The organism is Pseudomonas sp. YY-1 (assembly GCF_002843095.1).
In the GTDB taxonomy this organism is placed as follows: Bacteria; Pseudomonadota; Gammaproteobacteria; order Pseudomonadales; family Pseudomonadaceae; genus Aquipseudomonas; species Aquipseudomonas sediminis_A.
The window spans coordinates 91,907-108,204 of sequence record NZ_PJLX01000016.1 but is presented as its reverse complement, the minus strand read 5'-3'; the positions used below and the strand labels follow the sequence as shown (position 1 = coordinate 108,204).

Annotated in this window: 18 protein-coding genes; 4 read left to right on the top strand and 14 right to left on the bottom strand. The window is 60.7% G+C overall.

Going from position 1 to position 16,298, the window contains the following annotated elements:
* Positions 1 to 3 precede the first annotated feature (3 nt).
* The 10 genes from cysW to CXP40_RS20170 form a co-directional block, all read right to left on the bottom strand.
* Complete coding sequence (gene cysW, locus CXP40_RS20215) at positions 4 to 831, bottom strand: sulfate ABC transporter permease subunit CysW (RefSeq protein WP_017363899.1); 828 nt, start codon at positions 829 to 831, stop codon at positions 4 to 6.
* A complete protein-coding gene (gene cysT / locus CXP40_RS20210; RefSeq protein WP_106735188.1) occupies positions 828 to 1,667 on the bottom strand; it encodes a sulfate ABC transporter permease subunit CysT in 840 nt (279 codons plus the stop codon). The genes cysW and cysT overlap by 4 nt, the downstream gene beginning before the upstream one ends.
* Before the next feature lie 111 nt (positions 1,668 to 1,778).
* Positions 1,779 to 2,795 carry a thiosulfate ABC transporter substrate-binding protein CysP gene (gene cysP / locus CXP40_RS20205; protein ID WP_106735187.1) on the bottom strand — a complete coding sequence of 339 codons (1,017 nt, stop codon included), beginning with the start codon at positions 2,793 to 2,795 and terminating at the stop codon, positions 1,779 to 1,781.
* Positions 2,796 to 3,090: 295 nt separating this feature from the next.
* A complete protein-coding gene (locus CXP40_RS20200) occupies positions 3,091 to 3,306 on the bottom strand; it encodes a molybdopterin-binding protein (protein WP_003464423.1) in 216 nt (71 codons plus the stop codon).
* Positions 3,307 to 3,394: 88 nt separating this feature from the next.
* The gene (ssuB, locus tag CXP40_RS20195) at positions 3,395 to 4,195 is read right to left on the bottom strand and encodes an aliphatic sulfonates ABC transporter ATP-binding protein (protein WP_079782485.1); all 801 of its coding nucleotides are present in this window, start codon (positions 4,193 to 4,195) and stop codon (positions 3,395 to 3,397) included.
* Complete coding sequence (gene ssuC / locus CXP40_RS20190) at positions 4,192 to 4,986, bottom strand: aliphatic sulfonate ABC transporter permease SsuC (protein ID WP_106735186.1); 795 nt, start codon at positions 4,984 to 4,986, stop codon at positions 4,192 to 4,194. Before ssuC ends, ssuB begins: the two co-directional genes overlap by 4 nt.
* 223 nt (positions 4,987 to 5,209) lie before the next feature.
* Complete coding sequence (ssuD, locus tag CXP40_RS20185; protein ID WP_106735185.1) at positions 5,210 to 6,358, bottom strand: FMNH2-dependent alkanesulfonate monooxygenase; 1,149 nt, start codon at positions 6,356 to 6,358, stop codon at positions 5,210 to 5,212.
* Between the two features lie 58 nt (positions 6,359 to 6,416).
* Positions 6,417 to 7,382, bottom strand: a complete 966-nt coding sequence (locus tag CXP40_RS20180; RefSeq protein ID WP_106735184.1) for a sulfonate ABC transporter substrate-binding protein — start codon at positions 7,380 to 7,382, stop codon at positions 6,417 to 6,419.
* 83 nt (positions 7,383 to 7,465) lie between these two features.
* Entirely contained in the window at positions 7,466 to 8,059 is a 594-nt protein-coding gene (gene ssuE / locus CXP40_RS20175) for an NADPH-dependent FMN reductase (protein ID WP_106735183.1), read from the bottom strand.
* Positions 8,060 to 8,068: 9 nt separating this feature from the next.
* A complete protein-coding gene (locus CXP40_RS20170) occupies positions 8,069 to 8,707 on the bottom strand; it encodes a peroxiredoxin (RefSeq protein WP_106735182.1) in 639 nt (212 codons plus the stop codon).
* Positions 8,708 to 8,823: 116 nt separating this feature from the next.
* Between CXP40_RS20170 and CXP40_RS20165 the strand changes: the two genes are divergently transcribed.
* Positions 8,824 to 9,279 carry a GNAT family N-acetyltransferase gene (locus CXP40_RS20165; protein ID WP_106735181.1) on the top strand — a complete coding sequence of 152 codons (456 nt, stop codon included), beginning with the start codon at positions 8,824 to 8,826 and terminating at the stop codon, positions 9,277 to 9,279.
* A 31-nt stretch (positions 9,280 to 9,310) separates the two neighbouring features.
* Here CXP40_RS20165 and CXP40_RS20160 read toward each other — a convergent pair whose 3' ends face one another.
* A complete protein-coding gene (locus tag CXP40_RS20160; RefSeq protein WP_106735180.1) occupies positions 9,311 to 10,261 on the bottom strand; it encodes a bile acid:sodium symporter in 951 nt (316 codons plus the stop codon).
* 19 nt (positions 10,262 to 10,280) lie between these two features.
* Positions 10,281 to 11,615: a chromate efflux transporter gene (chrA, locus tag CXP40_RS20155; RefSeq protein WP_106735179.1), complete on the bottom strand. Its 1,335-nt coding sequence runs from the start codon at positions 11,613 to 11,615 to the stop codon at positions 10,281 to 10,283.
* A gap of 686 nt (positions 11,616 to 12,301) precedes the next feature.
* Between chrA and CXP40_RS20150 the strand changes: the two genes are divergently transcribed.
* The 3 genes from CXP40_RS20150 (at position 12,302) to CXP40_RS20145 (ending at position 14,427) form a co-directional block, all read left to right on the top strand.
* Entirely contained in the window at positions 12,302 to 12,589 is a 288-nt protein-coding gene (locus CXP40_RS20150) for a putative quinol monooxygenase (RefSeq protein WP_106735178.1), read from the top strand.
* Between the two features lie 103 nt (positions 12,590 to 12,692).
* On the top strand, positions 12,693 to 13,262 hold the full coding sequence (locus CXP40_RS23725) for a hypothetical protein (protein WP_157831700.1): 570 nt from the start codon (positions 12,693 to 12,695) through the stop codon (positions 13,260 to 13,262).
* A 100-nt stretch (positions 13,263 to 13,362) separates the two neighbouring features.
* Positions 13,363 to 14,427 (top strand): YaaC family protein, encoded by a 1,065-nt coding sequence (locus tag CXP40_RS20145; protein WP_157831699.1) that lies wholly within the window; start codon positions 13,363 to 13,365, stop codon positions 14,425 to 14,427.
* A 310-nt stretch (positions 14,428 to 14,737) separates the two neighbouring features.
* Here CXP40_RS20145 and CXP40_RS20140 read toward each other — a convergent pair whose 3' ends face one another.
* Both CXP40_RS20140 and CXP40_RS20135 read right to left on the bottom strand, forming a co-directional pair.
* Positions 14,738 to 15,469, bottom strand: coding sequence for an ABC transporter ATP-binding protein (locus tag CXP40_RS20140; protein WP_106735177.1), 732 nt, complete (start codon positions 15,467 to 15,469; stop codon positions 14,738 to 14,740).
* Complete coding sequence (locus tag CXP40_RS20135) at positions 15,466 to 16,296, bottom strand: ABC transporter permease (RefSeq protein ID WP_106735176.1); 831 nt, start codon at positions 16,294 to 16,296, stop codon at positions 15,466 to 15,468. The genes CXP40_RS20140 and CXP40_RS20135 overlap by 4 nt, the downstream gene beginning before the upstream one ends.
* Between the last annotated feature and the right edge of the window lie 2 nt (positions 16,297 to 16,298).

Sequence of the window (16,298 nt, the reverse complement as noted above, 5' to 3'; positions counted from 1 at the left end):
AGGTCACGCCTCGGCGCGTTGCATCAGGCGGCGCTGGCGCCATTCCATGAAGGTCTTGAGGAACAGGGTGAGCAGCGCCATGCAGGCCAGCAGGCCGGCGGCGGTGAAGGCTGCAGCCGGCTTGTAGTCGTTGTTGAGCTGGTCGACCAGCAGCGGCAGGGTCAGGGTCTGGTTGATGATGGTGCCGGAAACCACCGACACCGCGCCGAACTCGCCCACCGCGCGGGCATTGGTGACGACGACGCCATACAGCAGCGCCCACTTGATCTTCGGCAGGCTGATGCGGCGGAAGATCTGCCAGCCGCTGGCGCCCAGGCACATCGCGGCGGTTTCCTCGTCCTGCCCCTGCGTCTGCATCACCGGGATCAGGATGCGTGCCACGTAGGGCGCGGTGACGAACACGGTGACCATGACGATGCCCGGCCAGGCGAACATCAGCTGCAGGCCCTGATCGTAGAACCAGCGGCCGATGAAGCTCTCCAGACCGTAGACCACCAGGTAGCAGAGACCGGCCACCACCGGCGACACCGCATAGGGAATGTCGATCAGGGTGGTCAGCAGCTTGCGCCCACGAAAATCGTAGTGGGTCACGCACCAGGCCAGGCAGATGCCGAAGCACAGGTTCAGCGGCACGGTGATCGCCGCTACCAACAGGGTCAGGCCGATGGCGTGGAGCATGTAGTCCTCGCCGAGGTTGCTCCACAGCAGGTCGAGTCCGCCGGCCAGGGCCTTGGTGAAGATCAGCGCCAGCGGCACCAGCAGAATCAGCGCCACCACTGTCAGACCGAGGATTACCAGCGCCCACTGGCGCCAATCTTGGGGCTTTTTCATCGACCTTGCCGTTGCCATGCGAACAGACGCCCCTGCACGACCTGCAGGAGGAACAGAAGAGTCAGCGACGCGAGCAGGATCACCGAAGCGATGGCTGCCGCAGCCGGGTAATTGAATTCCTGCAGACGGACGAAAATCATCAGCGAGCTGACTTCCGTCTGGTAGGGGATGTTGCCGGCGATCATGATCACCGCGCCGAACTCACCGAGGCTGCGGATGAACGCCTGCGAACCACCGGTGACCAGCGCCGGCGCCAGGGTCGGCAGGATCACCTTGCGGAAGGTCTGCACACGACTGGCGCCGAGGGTGCGCGCAGCCTCTTCGTATTCCGAGCCGAGGTCCTGCAGCACCGGCTGCACCGTGCGCACCACGAATGGAATGCTGGTGAAGACCATCGCCACCACGATACCTGCGTAGGCGTAGGCCACCTTGAAGCCCAGCCACTGGCCGATCCAGCCGTTGGGCACCAGCAGCGCGGCGAGGGTCAGGCCAGCCACCGAGGTCGGCAGGGCGAAAGGCAGATCGACCAGCGCATCGACAATGCGCCGGCCAGGGAAATCGTAGCGGGTGATGATCCAGGCCAGCAGCAGGCCGATCACCAACACTGCTATCGTCGAGTAGAACGCCGCAGAGATGGTCACCTTGTAGGTCTGCACCACGCGCGGGTCGCTGATGGCGAACCAGTACTGGGCCCAGGTCATGTCGCTGACGTACAGCAGCAGCGCAGACAACGGCAACAGGATCACCAGCGAGAGGTACAGCACGCTGACGCCGAAGCTCAGGCCGAAGCCAGGCAGCAGCGGAGTCTGCAGGAAGAACAGCGTCGGTTTACTCACGAAAAAAGCTCGACTCTACAAATGCAGTTGGCCGCCAATAAGGCGGCCAATTGACCATTACGATGCTCGCATTCATGGCTGGCGGGTTGCACCCGTGCCAGACCGTCGCTGTCAGCGACCCTCTGCGAGAAGCTGGTCGAGGATACCACCGTTGTCAAAATGCTTGGCGGTGATCTCGTCCCAGCTGCCCAGCACCTCGGTCGGGTTGATCAGGCGCACCGGCGCGAACTGCGCCTTGGTCGCCTCGACCACTTCCGGGTTGTGCACGCGGTAGTTGTAGCGAGTCAGCAGCTGCTGGATGTCCTTGCTGTACTGGAAGTCGAGGAAGGCCTTGGCCTGCTCGCGGGTACCGCGCTCATCGGCCACCTTGTCGACGATGGCCACCGGGAATTCGGCCAGTACGCTGACTTCCGGAACCACGATTTCCAGGTTGGCGGACTTGAACTCGTCACCCTTGGCGATGTTGATCACTTCCGATTCGAAGGTCAGCAGCACGTCGCCCTGACCGTTCTGGGCGAAGGCCACGGTGGCGCCACGGCCGCCGGTGGGGAAGTTCTCGACGTTCTTCAGCACCTTGCCGACGAAGGCCTTGACCTTCTCCTGGTCGCCGTTGAATTTCTCGTTGGCGAACAGCCATGCGCCCAAATAGCTGTAGCGCGCGTTGCCGGAGGTTTTCGGGTTGGGGAATACCAGCTTCACGTCATCGCGAATCAGGTCATCCCAGCTCTTGATGTTCTTCGGGTTGCCTTCGCGCACCAGGAAAGCGGTGGTGCTGTAGTACGGCGAGCTGTTGTTGGGGAACTGCTCGGCCCAGTCCTCGCGCAGCAGCTTGCGCTTGGCCAGGATGTCCACGTCGGTTACCTGGTTGAAGGTGACCACGTCGACCTTCTTGCCCTGGATGATGTCCTGCGCCTGACGCGAGGTACCGGCGAACGACTGGATGATCTTCACTTCCTTGCCGCTCTGCTGTTTCCAGTGCTCGACGAAAAGCGGGTTGATCTCGCCGAACAGTTCGCGAGCGATGTCGTAGGAGGCGTTGTGGAATGGCGTATCGGCCGCAGCATGGCTCAGCGAGCCAGTCAGCAGGGTGGCGCTGGCCACGGTGGCCAGAACGATCTTCTTCAGCATCTAAGGCGTCCTTATCGAAAGAGAAGCCTGCAGGCAGGCTATTTGATGGCGCGATTCTGCAGAAAAAACATATAGCTGAAAAATATCTTTTTCTTTTCTTCTTATAACCAATCTCTCTTTACCTGCAAAAACATCCTTCAGCTCATATCCGCAGGCTGCTCAGGCAGCCTCTCTTTGCTCGTTCCCACGCTCCCCGTGGGATGCATCCAGAGATGCTCTGCGTCAGATGCTGATGAAGCACCAGAGCACCCGGCACTGGCTCCCACGCTGGAGCGAGGGAGCCATCATCCGCCGATCAGAGCTTGGCGATGGACACTTCGGTGGATTTCACGAAGGCGATCACTTCGCTACCCACCTGCAGTTCCAGCTCACGCACGGAGCGGGTGGTAATCACCGAGGTGACGATACCGGCAGCGGTCTGCACGTCGATTTCCGACAGTACGTCGCCGATGACGATTTCCTTGATGTTGCCCTTGAACTGGTTACGTACGTTGATGGCTTTGATGGTCATGGTGTTTCTCCTCAGGTCGTTTTACAGGTAGCCCGGTGCAATCCGGGGAATTCTCGAGCCGCTCCCGGATTGCCTCCGGGCTACGGCGTCAAAGCGCCCAACGCAATTGCGTGGGCAGGGGTGATACGGGTTCGGGCGGCGTCGGCAATTCCGGCTGCGCCAGTACGCGGTCGAGCACACGCGCTTCCAGTGCCGCCAGCAGCGGCGAGCCATGCGGACGCGGGCGCACCAGTTGCACGTCGAGGTCGAGGCCGATCTGACCGTCCTCGATCAGGATCACCCGATCCGCCACAGCAACCGCTTCGGCCACGTCGTGGGTGACCAGCAGTACGGTGAAGCCATGCTGCTGCCACAGGCGTTCGATCAGTTGCTGCATCTCGATGCGGGTCAGCGCATCCAACGCGCCCAGCGGCTCGTCGAGCAGCAGCAGGCGCGGCCGATGGATCAATGCACGGGCCAGGGCCACGCGCTGCTTCTGCCCGCCGGACAGTGCTGCCGGCCATTCATTAGCGCGATCCGCCAGGCCGACCGCCGCCAGCGCTTCCTCGGCCTGCTTGCGCCAGTTGCCGGAAAGCCCCAGACCGACGTTGTCGATCACTCGCTTCCAGGGCAGTAGCCGCGAGTCCTGGAACATCAGACGGATGTCTTCACGCACCGCGTTGAGCGAGCCATTGCCGGCCAGCAACTGACCGCCGCTGGGTTGATCCAGCCCGGCCAGCAGACGCAGCAAGGTGCTCTTGCCACAGCCGCTACGGCCAACCACGGCGACAAACTGACCTGCAGGGATATGCAGGTCGATGCCCTTGAGCACCTGACGCTCGCCAAAGGATTTCTCGATGTTCTCGATCGCCAGCGGAATTCCCTGACGAATGTTATGCAGCGCCGTCATTGCCCACCTGCCTTGGCCTGATAGGCCGGGTGCCAGCGCAGCCAGACGCGCTCAAGACCACGGGCGGCGACGTCGGCCAGCTTGCCGAGCACCGCATAGAGCAGGATCGCCAGCACCACCACGTCGGTCTGCAGGAACTCACGGGCATTCATCGCCAGGTAGCCGATGCCGCTGCTGGCCGAGATGGTTTCGGCCACGATCAGCGTCAGCCACATGAAGCCGAGGGCGAAACGCACGCCAACCAGGATCGACGGCAACGCACCGGGCAGGATCACCTGACGGAACAGCGAGAAGCCGGACAGGCCATAGCTGCGCGCCATCTCCACCAGCGCCGGGTCGACGTTACGAATACCGTGGTAGGTGTTGAGGTAGATCGGGAATAGCGTGCCGAGCGCGACCAGGAACACCTTGGCTGCCTCGTCGATGCCGAACCAGAGGATCACCAGCGGGATCAGCGCCAGGTGCGGCACGTTGCGGATCATCTGCACCGAGCTGTCGAGAAAGCGCTCGCCCCATTTCGACAGGCCGGTGATAAAGCCCAGCAGCAGGCCGATACCGCCGCCGATGGCGAAGCCGATCCCGGCGCGCTGACCGCTGATCGCCAGGTGCTGCCAGATTTCGCCGGAGGCCAGCAGCTCCCAGCCAGCGGCGAGCACGGCGCTGGGCGCCGGCAGAATGCGGCTGGACAGCCAGCCACTGGCCACAGCCAGTTGCCAGGCGGCCAGCAGCCCCAGCGGCAAGGCCCAGGGCGCAGCGCGCAGGGCCAGTTTGTTGATGGTGGTGTTGCTCATATTTGCCTCGAAGAATCTTATTTAGCCGTACCTGTGTCCCCGGATTTCATCCGGGCTACATCAGCCCTCTCCCCAACCCTCTCCCATAAATGGGAGAGGGGGCTGAGCGGCGCTCGGTTTAGCTCCCCTCTCCCGCTTGCGGGAGAGGGGCTGGGGGAGAGGGTGTCTTTTCACCCCGTAGCCCGGATGCAATCCGGGGAAACCTCTATCTGCGCGCCCACCCTCAGCTCGCCGAAGCCGCCTTCGGCAAAATGTCGCTGGAGATCATTTCGCCGAACGGGCTGACATAGCCGCGACTTTCCGGACGCTGCGGCTGGGCCACGTCCAGGTGCGGGAACAGCAGTTCGGCGACCCGGTACGACTCCTCCAGATGCGGGTAGCCGGAGAAGATGAAGGTGTCGATACCCAGCTCGGCGTATTCCCTGACCCGTGCAGCCACGGTCGGGCCATCGCCGACCAGGGCGGTGCCGGCGCCGCCGCGCACCAGGCCGACACCGGCCCAGAGGTTCGGCGACACTTCCAGGTTGTCTTTCTTGCCGCCGTGCAGGGCGGCCATGCGTTGCTGGCCGACGGAGTCGAAGCGCGCCAGCGACGCCTGGGCGCGGTCGATGATGTCCTGATCCAGATGGCTGATCAGACGATCCGCCGCTGCCCAGGCTTCCTCGCTGGTCTCGCGCACGATCACGTGCAGGCGAATGCCGAAGCGTACTTGGCGGCCCTGCGCAGCAGCCTTCTTACGCACCTGGGCGATCTTCTCGGCCACGGCAGCCGGCGGCTCGCCCCAGGTCAGGTACAGCTCGACCTGCTCGGCGGCCAGATCCTGGGCTGCGTCGGACGACCCACCGAAATACAGCGGCGGACGCGGCTGCTGGATCGGCGGGTAGAGCAGCTTGGCGCCCTTCACCTGGATGTGCTTGCCGTCATAATCGACGGTTTCGCCCTCCAGCACGCGGCGCCAGATGCGGGTGAACTCGACGGACGCCTCGTAACGCTCGGCATGCGACAGGTGCAGACCGTCACCGGCCAGCTCGTCCGGATCGCCCCCGGTCACCAGGTTGAACAGCGCACGGCCGTTCGACAGGCGATCCAGGGTCGCCGCCTGGCGCGCGGCCACGGTCGGCGAAATGATCCCAGGGCGCAGGGCGACAAGGAACTTCAGGTTCTGCGTGACTGGGATCAGCGAGGCTGCCACCAGCCAGGAGTCCTCGCAGGAACGCCCGGTGGGGATCAGCACGCCGCCATAACCGAGGCGGTCAGCCGCCTGGGCGACCTGCGCCAGGTAGCCGTGGTCGACGGCGCGCGCGCCTTCGGAGGTGCCCAGGTACTTGCCATCACCATGGGTAGGCAGGAACCAGAAGATGTTGAGGCTCATGGAGTTGTCTCCTTGGATTCGCTCCCCTCTCCCACCGGGAGAGGGGCTGGGGTAGGGTTTACTGGGCCTGCGCGACCTTGGCCGGCGGATTCCAGATCACATCCCTGATGGTCAGTTGCTTGGGGATCAGCTTCAGCTCGGTGAAGGTGTCGGCGATCTTCTGCTGCGCCTCGACCACCTCCGGGGTGATGAACTGCGCGCCGTAACCCTGGCGCTCAACGGCCTGGCGGGTGATCTCCGGGGACAGGCCGATCAGCGGCGCGACCTGATCGGTGGCCTCGTCGAGGTTGCCCTGCACCCACTCGCCAACGCCGCGAATCTCGTCGATCAGGATGCCGACCACTTCAGGGTTCTTCTCGGCATAGGGACGGGTCGCCAGGTAGAACTGGTGGTTGTCGACCAGGCCGGTGCCGTCACGCAGGGTGCGTGCCTGCAACTGCTGCTCGGCAGCGGACTGGAAGGGATCCCAGATCACCCAGGCATCGACGCTGCCACGCTCGAACGCGGCGCGGGCATCGGCCGGCGGCAGGTAGACCGGGGTGATATCGCTGTATTTCAGGCCGGCATCTTCCAGGGCGCGCACCAGCAGGTAGTGGACGTTGGAGCCCTTGTTCAGGGCGACCTTCTTGCCCTTGAGCTCGGCGACCGATTTGATCGACGAATCCTTCGGCACCAGGATCGCCTCACCGGTCGGTGCTGGCGGCTCATGGGCTACGTAAAGCAGATCGGCACCCGCCGCCTGGGCGAAGACCGGCGGGGTTTCCCCGGTAACACCGAAATCCACCGAACCGACGTTGAGCCCTTCGAGCAATTGCGGGCCGCCGGGGAATTCCGTCCATTTGACGTCCACGCCCTTCTCCGCCAGGCGTTTTTCCAGGGTGCCCTTGGCCTTGAGCAGCACCAGAGTGCCGTACTTCTGATAACCGATACGCAGCGTCTCGGCTTGAGCGTGAGTGATGGCGCCGAAGGAAATGGCCGCAGCAAACAGGGCGACCAGGCTCCGACGCAAAGTAATGGTGCGCATGGCGCTCTCCCTTTGCTGTGGTGTCTTGGTTGGCTACCTGCTTGCCCGTTAGCGGGCGAGTAAGGCGGGGTGTTACGGGTGGATCAGATACTCCAGCGGGCGTTTACCAGCCGGTCGTTCAATACGTTCGGGTCAATCGGTTTCGGCCTGCGCGCCAGGGCGGCGGCCAGTTGTTCCAGCGATTCATCAAGACGCTCGCGCAGCTCGTCGTCGATCTGCGCCGGCAGCTCGCCTTCGGGATAAGCGATCTGCTTGTCCACGGCGAACACGCCGCTGAGCATCTCCTGCGCCTTCAGCGCGGCGAGTACCGGCTTCAGGGCGTAGTCCACCGCCAGCAGGTGCGCCGGGCTGCCTCCACTGGCCAGTGGCAGCACCACCTTGTGCGCCAGGGCGCGCTCGGGAAGCAGATCCAGCAGCACTTTCAGGGCGCCGGTAAACGACGCCTTGTACACCGGCGTGCCGACCACCAGGCCATCGGCGCTGGCTACCACGGCCTGCAGTTGCTGGACAGCGGGGCTGTCGAAGCGTGCATGCAGCAGGTCTTCGGCGGGAAAGTCGCGCACCCGCAGCAAGCTCACTTCCACGTGCTGCGCCTCGAGGCGTTGACGCACGTAGTCCAGCAGCAGCTCGGTGCGCGAACGCGCCGCGGGGCTACCGGATAGCAACACGACATGCATGATCGATCCTTACTTGTTCGGCTGTGGCGTCAGGCGCAAGTACGGTTTGACCGCGCGGTAGCCTTTCGGGAAGCGTTGGGCAATCTCGGCCTCGTCTTTCAGCGACGGCACGATCACCACCTCATCACCGTCCTGCCAGTTGGCCGGGGTGGCCACCTTGTAGTTGTCGGTCAGTTGCAGCGAGTCGACCACGCGCAGAATCTCGTTGAAGTTGCGCCCGGTGCTCGCCGGGTAGGTGATGGTCAGGCGCACCTTCTTGTTCGGGTCGATGACGAACAGCGAACGCACGGTCAGGGTGTCGTTGGCGTTCGGGTGGATCAGGTCGTAGAGGTCGGACACCTTGCGATCGGCGTCGGCGATGATCGGGAAGTTGACCGCGGTGTTCTGCGTCTCGTTGATGTCGTCGATCCACTTCAGGTGCGAATCCACCGGGTCGACCGACAGGGCGATGGCCTTGACGCCGCGCTTGGCGAATTCGTCCTTGAGCTTGGCGGTGAAGCCCAGCTCGGTGGTGCACACCGGGGTGAAGTCGGCCGGATGGGAGAAGAGAATGCCCCAGCTATCGCCCAGCCACTCGTGGAAGCGGATGCGGCCTTCGCTGGAATCCTGTTCAAAATCGGGGGCGATGTCGCCCAGACGGATACTCATGTTCGTGCTCCTTGGCAGTCGCTTGCGTGGTGCTCACTATGCTCAGGAACGAAGAGAAACAAAAAGAATAAATAATGATTTATTTATAACTAAAACACCTTTAAAGAAGACTCGTCATGACCATCCCGAGCCTGCATAAGGTTCCCAGCGAAAAGGCGCCAATGGCACTGCTGCTGGAGGCCGATCCCAGCGCTGCCGTCATCGCCCGCTATCTGCAGGACGGCCATTGCGTGGTTGCGCGTCTGGACGAGGCGATCGTCGGCGTCTACGTGATCAAGGCCCTGAACGCCGATACCTGGGAATTGATGAATATCGCCGTGGCCCCCGAGCGTCAGGGTCATGGCATCGGTACCCTGCTGCTGCGCCACGCCATCGACCAGGTCCGACAGCTCGGTGCGAAGCGCCTGGAGCTGGGCACCGGCAGCTTCGGCCACCAACTGACCTTCTATCAGCGCGCCGACTTTCGCGTGGTGGCGGTGGAGCCGGATTACTTCCTGCAGCACTACACCGAGCCGCTGTTCGAGGACGGCTTGCAGCATCGGGATCGTTTACGCTTGACGCTGGAGTTATAGGCTGTATCGCCCTAATGCTGGAACGGGCCTGCTAGCGAAACAAATAACGCGGCAGCGCCCAGAGGTACAGCAGCATGCCGAACAACTCCACCAGCGACTGCAACACGATCACCAGGGCCACCAGTTCCCAGCCGGCGGGCAGCGCCACGGCGAACGGCAGCATGACGAAGGAATTGCGCGTGCCCATACTGAACGCCAGGGTACGTCCCTGTTCGCGCGGCAGCCGCAGCAGCAGGGCCAGCCCCTTGGCCAGCAGCGCTGCCAGCAACAGGAACCCGGCGAACAGCGGCAATAGCATGGGCAACAGTGCCAACGCCGAGCGCGCCGCACCGACCTGGGCGGCGGCGATCAACAGCAGCACCAGCCCCAGCAGTGGGATCGGCCACCAGGCCAGGTGGTCGCGCAGCCGTTCACGCTCGGCACGCGCCTCGATCCAACACTGGACTGGCAGCGCCAGCAACAACGGCAACACGACCACCAGCACGGCCGGCCAGACATCGCCCAGACCCAGCGTCGTGGTGAGCTGCGCGTCGGCCATCAGCCACAGGTACAGCGGCAGCAGGAGCAATTGCACAAGCAGGTTCAGCGGTGTGATGGCGATGGCGCGCGGCACGTTGCCACCGCCCAACTGGCTGAAGGTGATGAACCAGTCAGTGCAGGGCACCAGCAGCACCAGCAGCACGCCCAGGCGCAGCGCTGGATCGTCCGGCAGCCACTGCAACAGGCCCCACACCAGCAGCGGCAGCAGGACGAAATTGCCCAGCAGCACCGCGAGGACGAAACGATGGTCGGCGAATGCCTCGCGCAGATGCAGCAGCGGCACCTGTACGAAGGTGGCGAACAGCAGCAACATCAGCGCCGGCCACAACAGCCACTCGCTGAACTGCCCGATGCCCGGCCACAGGCTGCCGAGAAGCAGCCCCAGTACGATCCCGACCAGGTACACCCAGACCTGGCGACGCTCCAGCGTCAAACGCTGCATTGAGTTCTCCCGCTTGCGCTCAAAGCCGCCATTGCACCAGCAGCCCCGCCAGCGCACAAGCCAGCAGCGTCTCGATCACCCCGCGTTTGAAGCCCAGCAGCGCGACCCCGGCACCCAGGGTGATCAACGCCGACATCCAATCGAACGCCCCGGCGAAGCCTTCGGGCCAGAGCACGTGATAACCGAAGAACAGCGCCAGGTTGAGGATCACCCCGACCACGGCGGCAGTGATCCCGGTCAACGGCGCGGTGAAGGTCAACTGCCCGTGGGTCGACTCCACCAGCGGCCCGCCAGCGAGGATGAACAGAAACGACGGCAGGAAGGTGAACCAGGTAACCAGCACCGCCGCCAGCGCACCGCTGGCGAAGGCCGAATCGCCACCGAACACTGGCTGGCCGTAAGCGCCGACGAAGGCGACGAACGCCACCACCATGATCAACGGCCCCGGTGTGGTTTCACCCAGCGCCAGGCCATCGATCATCTGCGTCGGCGTCAGCCAGCCGTAGTGACCCACTGCGCCCTGATACACATAGGGCAATACCGCATAGGCACCGCCAAAGGTGAGCAGCGCCGCCTTGGTGAAGAACCAACCCATCTGCGTCAGCGTGCCCTGCCAGCCGAACGCCAAGGTCAGCAGGCCCATCGGCAGCAACCAGAGCACCACGCCGGCCAGCAGGATCAACGCCAGCCGGCTGGAACGAAAATGCGTGTGCGCCAGGCGCGTGTCGTCATCGATCAATGCCGGCGCATGCGCCCCACCCGCCTCGCCATGCCCGGCGCCGACCGCGAAGTGCTGCGGCGCCAGCCGCCCACCGATGTACCCCACCAGCGCGGCGCCCAGCACGATCAGCGGGAACGGCAGCTGCAAGGCGAAGATGGCGACGAAGGCCGCCGCCGCGATAGCCCACAGCCAGGCGTTCTTCAACACCCGCCCGCCGATACGCCAGGCCGCCTGCAGAACGATGGCCGTCACCGCCGGCTTGATGCCATAGAAGATCCCGGCCACCAGCGGCACATCGCCGAACACCAGGTAGACCCAGGACAATACGATCAGGATCAGCAGCGACGGCAACACGAACAGCACCCCGGCGATCACCCCGCCCCAGGTGCGGTGCATCAACCAGCCGATATAGGTAGCCAACTGCTGCGCCTCCGGCCCCGGCAGCAACATGCAGTAATTCAGCGCATGCAGAAAACGCCGCTCGGACAACCAGCGGCGCTTCTCCACCAACTCCTGATGCATGATCGAAATCTGCCCCGCCGGCCCACCGAAGCTGATCAACCCCAGCTTCAACCAGAACCAGAAGGCCTGCAGCAAACTGACCGGGGCGGGACGTTCAGACGAGTCAGGCATCGAAGGCTCCAGCGGCTAAAAATCGACCGGCCACTATAGCCACGAAAGATGACAGCCGCGCGTCACCGTACGAAAAACCACCAGCCCCACGCAGCCCTTGCCCCACCTAGCCTGGACGAGTTTTCCCGCATCTTATCCACAGCACTTTCCCCAGATTCTGTGCACGACGCCCGGCAATACACCCCGCCCTGCCCCGCGGTTGAAAACCAGACCCAAGTGATTGATTAAAAGCGATATTCCGCCTGGCGATAACGCCAGTACAACGTCATTGGACAAAAATTGAACGGCCTGCCGAGGCCCGCTTGAATGCTAGGCGCGGAGGGCTTTTGCAGAGGTTATCCACAGGGGTGTTCACAAAATTTGTGGGTGGGTTTGGGAAGGTCTGGAGCGGCGATTCTCCAACGGTAAAAAGCCAATATGGCATTTTGCCCACGAAGCATGGACAGCCTTGCGTTGGATGGACTAGGTTTTGGTTTGGCTCTGTTGGTGCAGTGATCTAGCAGATTGGGCTTGCCGTTATCTATGTCGCGTTTCTCCCCAGAGGTTGTCGCGTTTCACGCGACCGCCCTCAAGCGAAACAAGGACTTGCAGGACGACAAGGAAGGTTATGCGACAGGTTTAGCATGGACACGCGATATGAATGTCGCCTAATTAATAATTAGGCTGAATATTCGGGAGTACACAGGATGCTGAAAGTTATTGCTCAAGATTTCATCAAGCTAGAACACATTCAGGACGTTATGCCTCTGTATCGAGAGCTTGTGGCAAGAACCAAGGAAGAGCCTCTGTGCATTTCCTATGACCTTTACATCAACCAAAAAGATCTTGGCCATTTCACCTTCATAGAGGAGTGGCCTGACCGCGCAGCTTTGGATGCTCATTGCAACACCGAGCACTTCAAGAGGCTGGTGCCGCTGATAGACAAGCATCAAAGATCACCGGGGACTTTCTTGCTTATGGACGCATTCCAGTGAATAAGCCTAACAAGTTGCTGCACCCGGAAAAATTACTCGCTACGCTCCCAATTTTCCGGTGAGCAAAGCGTTATATGGCTACCCAAAAGTAAGGTGCATCTCTATGTCAGAAGGAATCTGGCCACCAGCTATAGCATTTTATATGCAAAGCATTAGATTTCATTGCGAAGCAGCCATGCTCTCCATTGACTTCTTGGCAGAGTTTATTTCTATGACAAACGAAACAGCGGGAAACTACGAGATCGGTGGAGAATTACAGGATGCAATTCTAAACCACCTTCAAAACATCTTCGTTCATGCTGCAGCGATATCTCGATATGCTTGGCCTTCTAAATCAGGAAAAGAAAATTTACACGCAAATCGAGGAGCAGAACTTAAGTTACTTCTAGAACTTTCCGATGAAAGTCCTTTGCGTGACAGAAATCTAAGAAACAAGCTAGAGCACTTTGATGAAAACCTTGACCACTACCTGAACAGCAGCCCTATTGTGGGCCATGTTATTCCTGCCTATGTCGGCGGCCCTATTGAAAGCGACGGCGTACCGGCTCATTTATTTAGAGCCTTCTATGTTGACACAGGTATATTCGAAATCCTCGGGCACAAATTTGAGGCACAACCAATTGTTGACGAAATCTGTCGTTTACACAGCAGATTTCATGCAACCGCCATATAAAAACTGGCTCAATTCGTTCGCTTCGCTCACTGGGACGGGCTAAAGCCCGCCCTTAACCAAACGTTATACCGGCCAAATCAGTCTAAGAAAACGAGATCATATGGCTCTTCAAGAAGTAAAAGAAGCAAAATACAAATATCAAAACGTCCGATACTCGCACATATTGATGGAGCCTGCAGAGCCAGCAATACTTACAGCAGACCCTTGGTCGTTTATGCATGGTCATCTTCTCGAAAGAGTTGACAAGTCTGCAGGCAATAATAGAACTTGCTTCAAGAGAGCCAGATATTTTGCATCTCTGGCCGAGAACTTCTACAAGGCTGCAAAATCAGTTGAGATGCCTGCCAAAGGAACACTTTACTATTACGGAATGATGAACCTAGTAAAGGCATTACTCTCAGTCAACAAGGTCAACCTAGAGGATGTTGTCGAGCATCACGGAATAACAAATACGCACGGCAAGAGGCATGCACTTACAATATCCGGAAAAATAAGCAACTGCACAAATATATTTTTGGAGTTTTCAAAAATATTAGGTACTCCTGTTGTCGGAAAGCATGAAATCACCCTTCGCCACGTATGCACATTTATCCCAGAACTCAGCGGAATTAGTCGAAATCTAGGATTTTTCAAAGACCCCAAATATCTACCTATAAACATTAGATTTTGCGTAAATGAAAGCTCAACATATCTAATGACAGAGGTTGAATACTCTAAGGGCCTAGAAGCCAGCCTTGATACCAGCAAATTTCTCAAGAGAAATCGCAAGGATTACTTTCTCGACCCTTATGAAAAAGATTCAAAAATAATTCACAGGAGCGCGAAGCGAAAGCGAGTAAATAATCAAAACTGGCCGGCAATATATAAAAATATATTAAAGGAGTATTCCACTCTAGGAATCGCCTCAATACTTACGAGGAATGGATACAGATACTACTGCTCACTTCAAGAAGGCAGCTATCACCACTTATGCAACTCATACTTATTGATGTTTTACTTAGGCCACTCAGCCAGATACAGGCCTAGCGAAATTGAAGAAATTATGCAAGGTGAATTAAGGCCCATGGCTACAGAAGCTGTAGCAATTCTTCCAAAGCAGTTCATGTACCAACTAGTAAGCCTAATAACAGGAAAGCTCTGTGTAATACCATTTTCAGAGATCTAGGCGCATGCACAGCGTGTAGGGCGTACTCGCGAAGCAGTACGCCAATGATGTGTTGGCCGCAGGCTCCGGTCTCGGCACGGCCTGGCGGGCTGCTCGCTTCGCGAGCGAGGCCGCCCTACGTCAGCAAGTAGTCTGGGTAGAGCGTCTTCATGCGAATGAACCGTTCGGTTTCATACCCGCCATAACCTCTGAAACCTCGCCCTGACAAAGCCCCCGGATTTCATCCGAGCTACAAAAGCCTGCGCGTGCGGCGCGGGTAAAAAAATCGGGCCTTACGGCCCGAAAAAGTACTCCACCTTGAAGAGTTCGTTTACAGCACGTGCGACTGATAGAGCTCCGTCAATGCTTCACCGCGCAAGTAGGCCAACTCCGCCGAGCGGCGGTCGCGAGGGCGGGTCAGGGGCACGGCCAGTTCGCGTTGCAATCGGCTTGGTGTGCCGCCAAGGATCAGCACGCGGTCGCTGAGGTAGAAGGCTTCGTCGAGGTCATGGGTGACCAGCAGAACGGCGATTTCGTAGCGAGCGGCCAGTTCCACCAGCAGATCCTGCAGTTTCATGCGGGTGAAGGCGTCCACTGCGCTGAAGGGCTCATCCAGCAGCAGTACTTGCGGTTTGCCATACAGGGCGCGGGCGATGGCCACGCGTTGGGCCTGGCCGCCGGAGAGGTGCTTGGGCAGCGCCTCGCCACGCCCGTGCAGGCCGACGTCACGCAGCAATTGTTCCACCCATTTATCATCCGCCACCCAGCCATCGGCGAAGCCGACGTTCTGCGCGACGCTTAGCCAGGGCATCAGCCGAGGCTCCTGGAACACCACGCCGATGCCGCTACCACGCCCGAAGTTGAGCAGCGGGTTGAGTTCCAGCCCGCCCTGATAATCCTGATCCAGCCCTGCGGCGATGCGCAGCAAGGTGCTTTTACCGCAGCCGGAGGGGCCGAGCAGGCTGACCACTTCGCCAGCGGCCAGGCTCAGGCTGACGTCTTCGAGCACACGTACGTCAGCGAAGGCCTTGTGGATATTCTGCAGTTTCAGCAGCGCACTCATGCTCCGCCCTCCCCACCCTGGAAGCTGTCGCGCCAGCGCAGGGCGCGGGTTTCCCAGACCTTGAGCAGGCTGTCGCTGAGTTTGCCGAGCAGCGCCAGCAGCAGGATGGCAGCGATCACCAGATCCGGCCGCGAGGTTTCCCGGCCGTCGCTGAGCAGGTAGCCGAGGCCACGGGTGGCGGCGATCAGTTCGGCGGCGACGAGGAACATCCAGCTTAGGCTGAGCGCGCCGCGCAGGCCGGTGAACAGGCTCGGCAGCGCGGCGGGCAGGAGGATGCGGCGCACTAGCGCCAGGGACGAAAGACCGTAGAGCCGGCCCACTTCCACCAGTTTGCGGTCGATGTTGCGGATGCCGGCGAGCAGCGCCAGGTACACCGGGAAGAAGGCACCAAGGTCGATAAGCACGATCTTCGGCGTTTCGTCGATGCCCAGCCAGAGCAGTAACAGCGGCACCCAGGCCAGGCTGGGAATCGCCCGCAGCGCCTGGAAGGTCGGCTCCAGATAGGCTTCGGCGCGGCGGCTAAGGCCCACCCAAGTGCCGATGAGGATGGCCAGCGCGGCGCCGATGGCAAAACCGGCACCGACGCGCAGCAGGCTGGCGTTCAGATGCCGCCACAGCTCGCCGCTCTGCGCCAGCAGGTACAGGGTTTGCGCCACCTGGCTCGGCGCAGGCATCTGGTGCGCGGGCAATACGCCGCTGCGCAACAGGGCTTCCAGCAGGGCCAGCAGCAGCAGGGGCACCACCCAACCACGCAGGTCGGTCAGTGCCGGCCGCCAGCCTGGAAGCCGTTCAGCCCAGCGACCGATGACGAGGTTGAGCGCGCCCATCG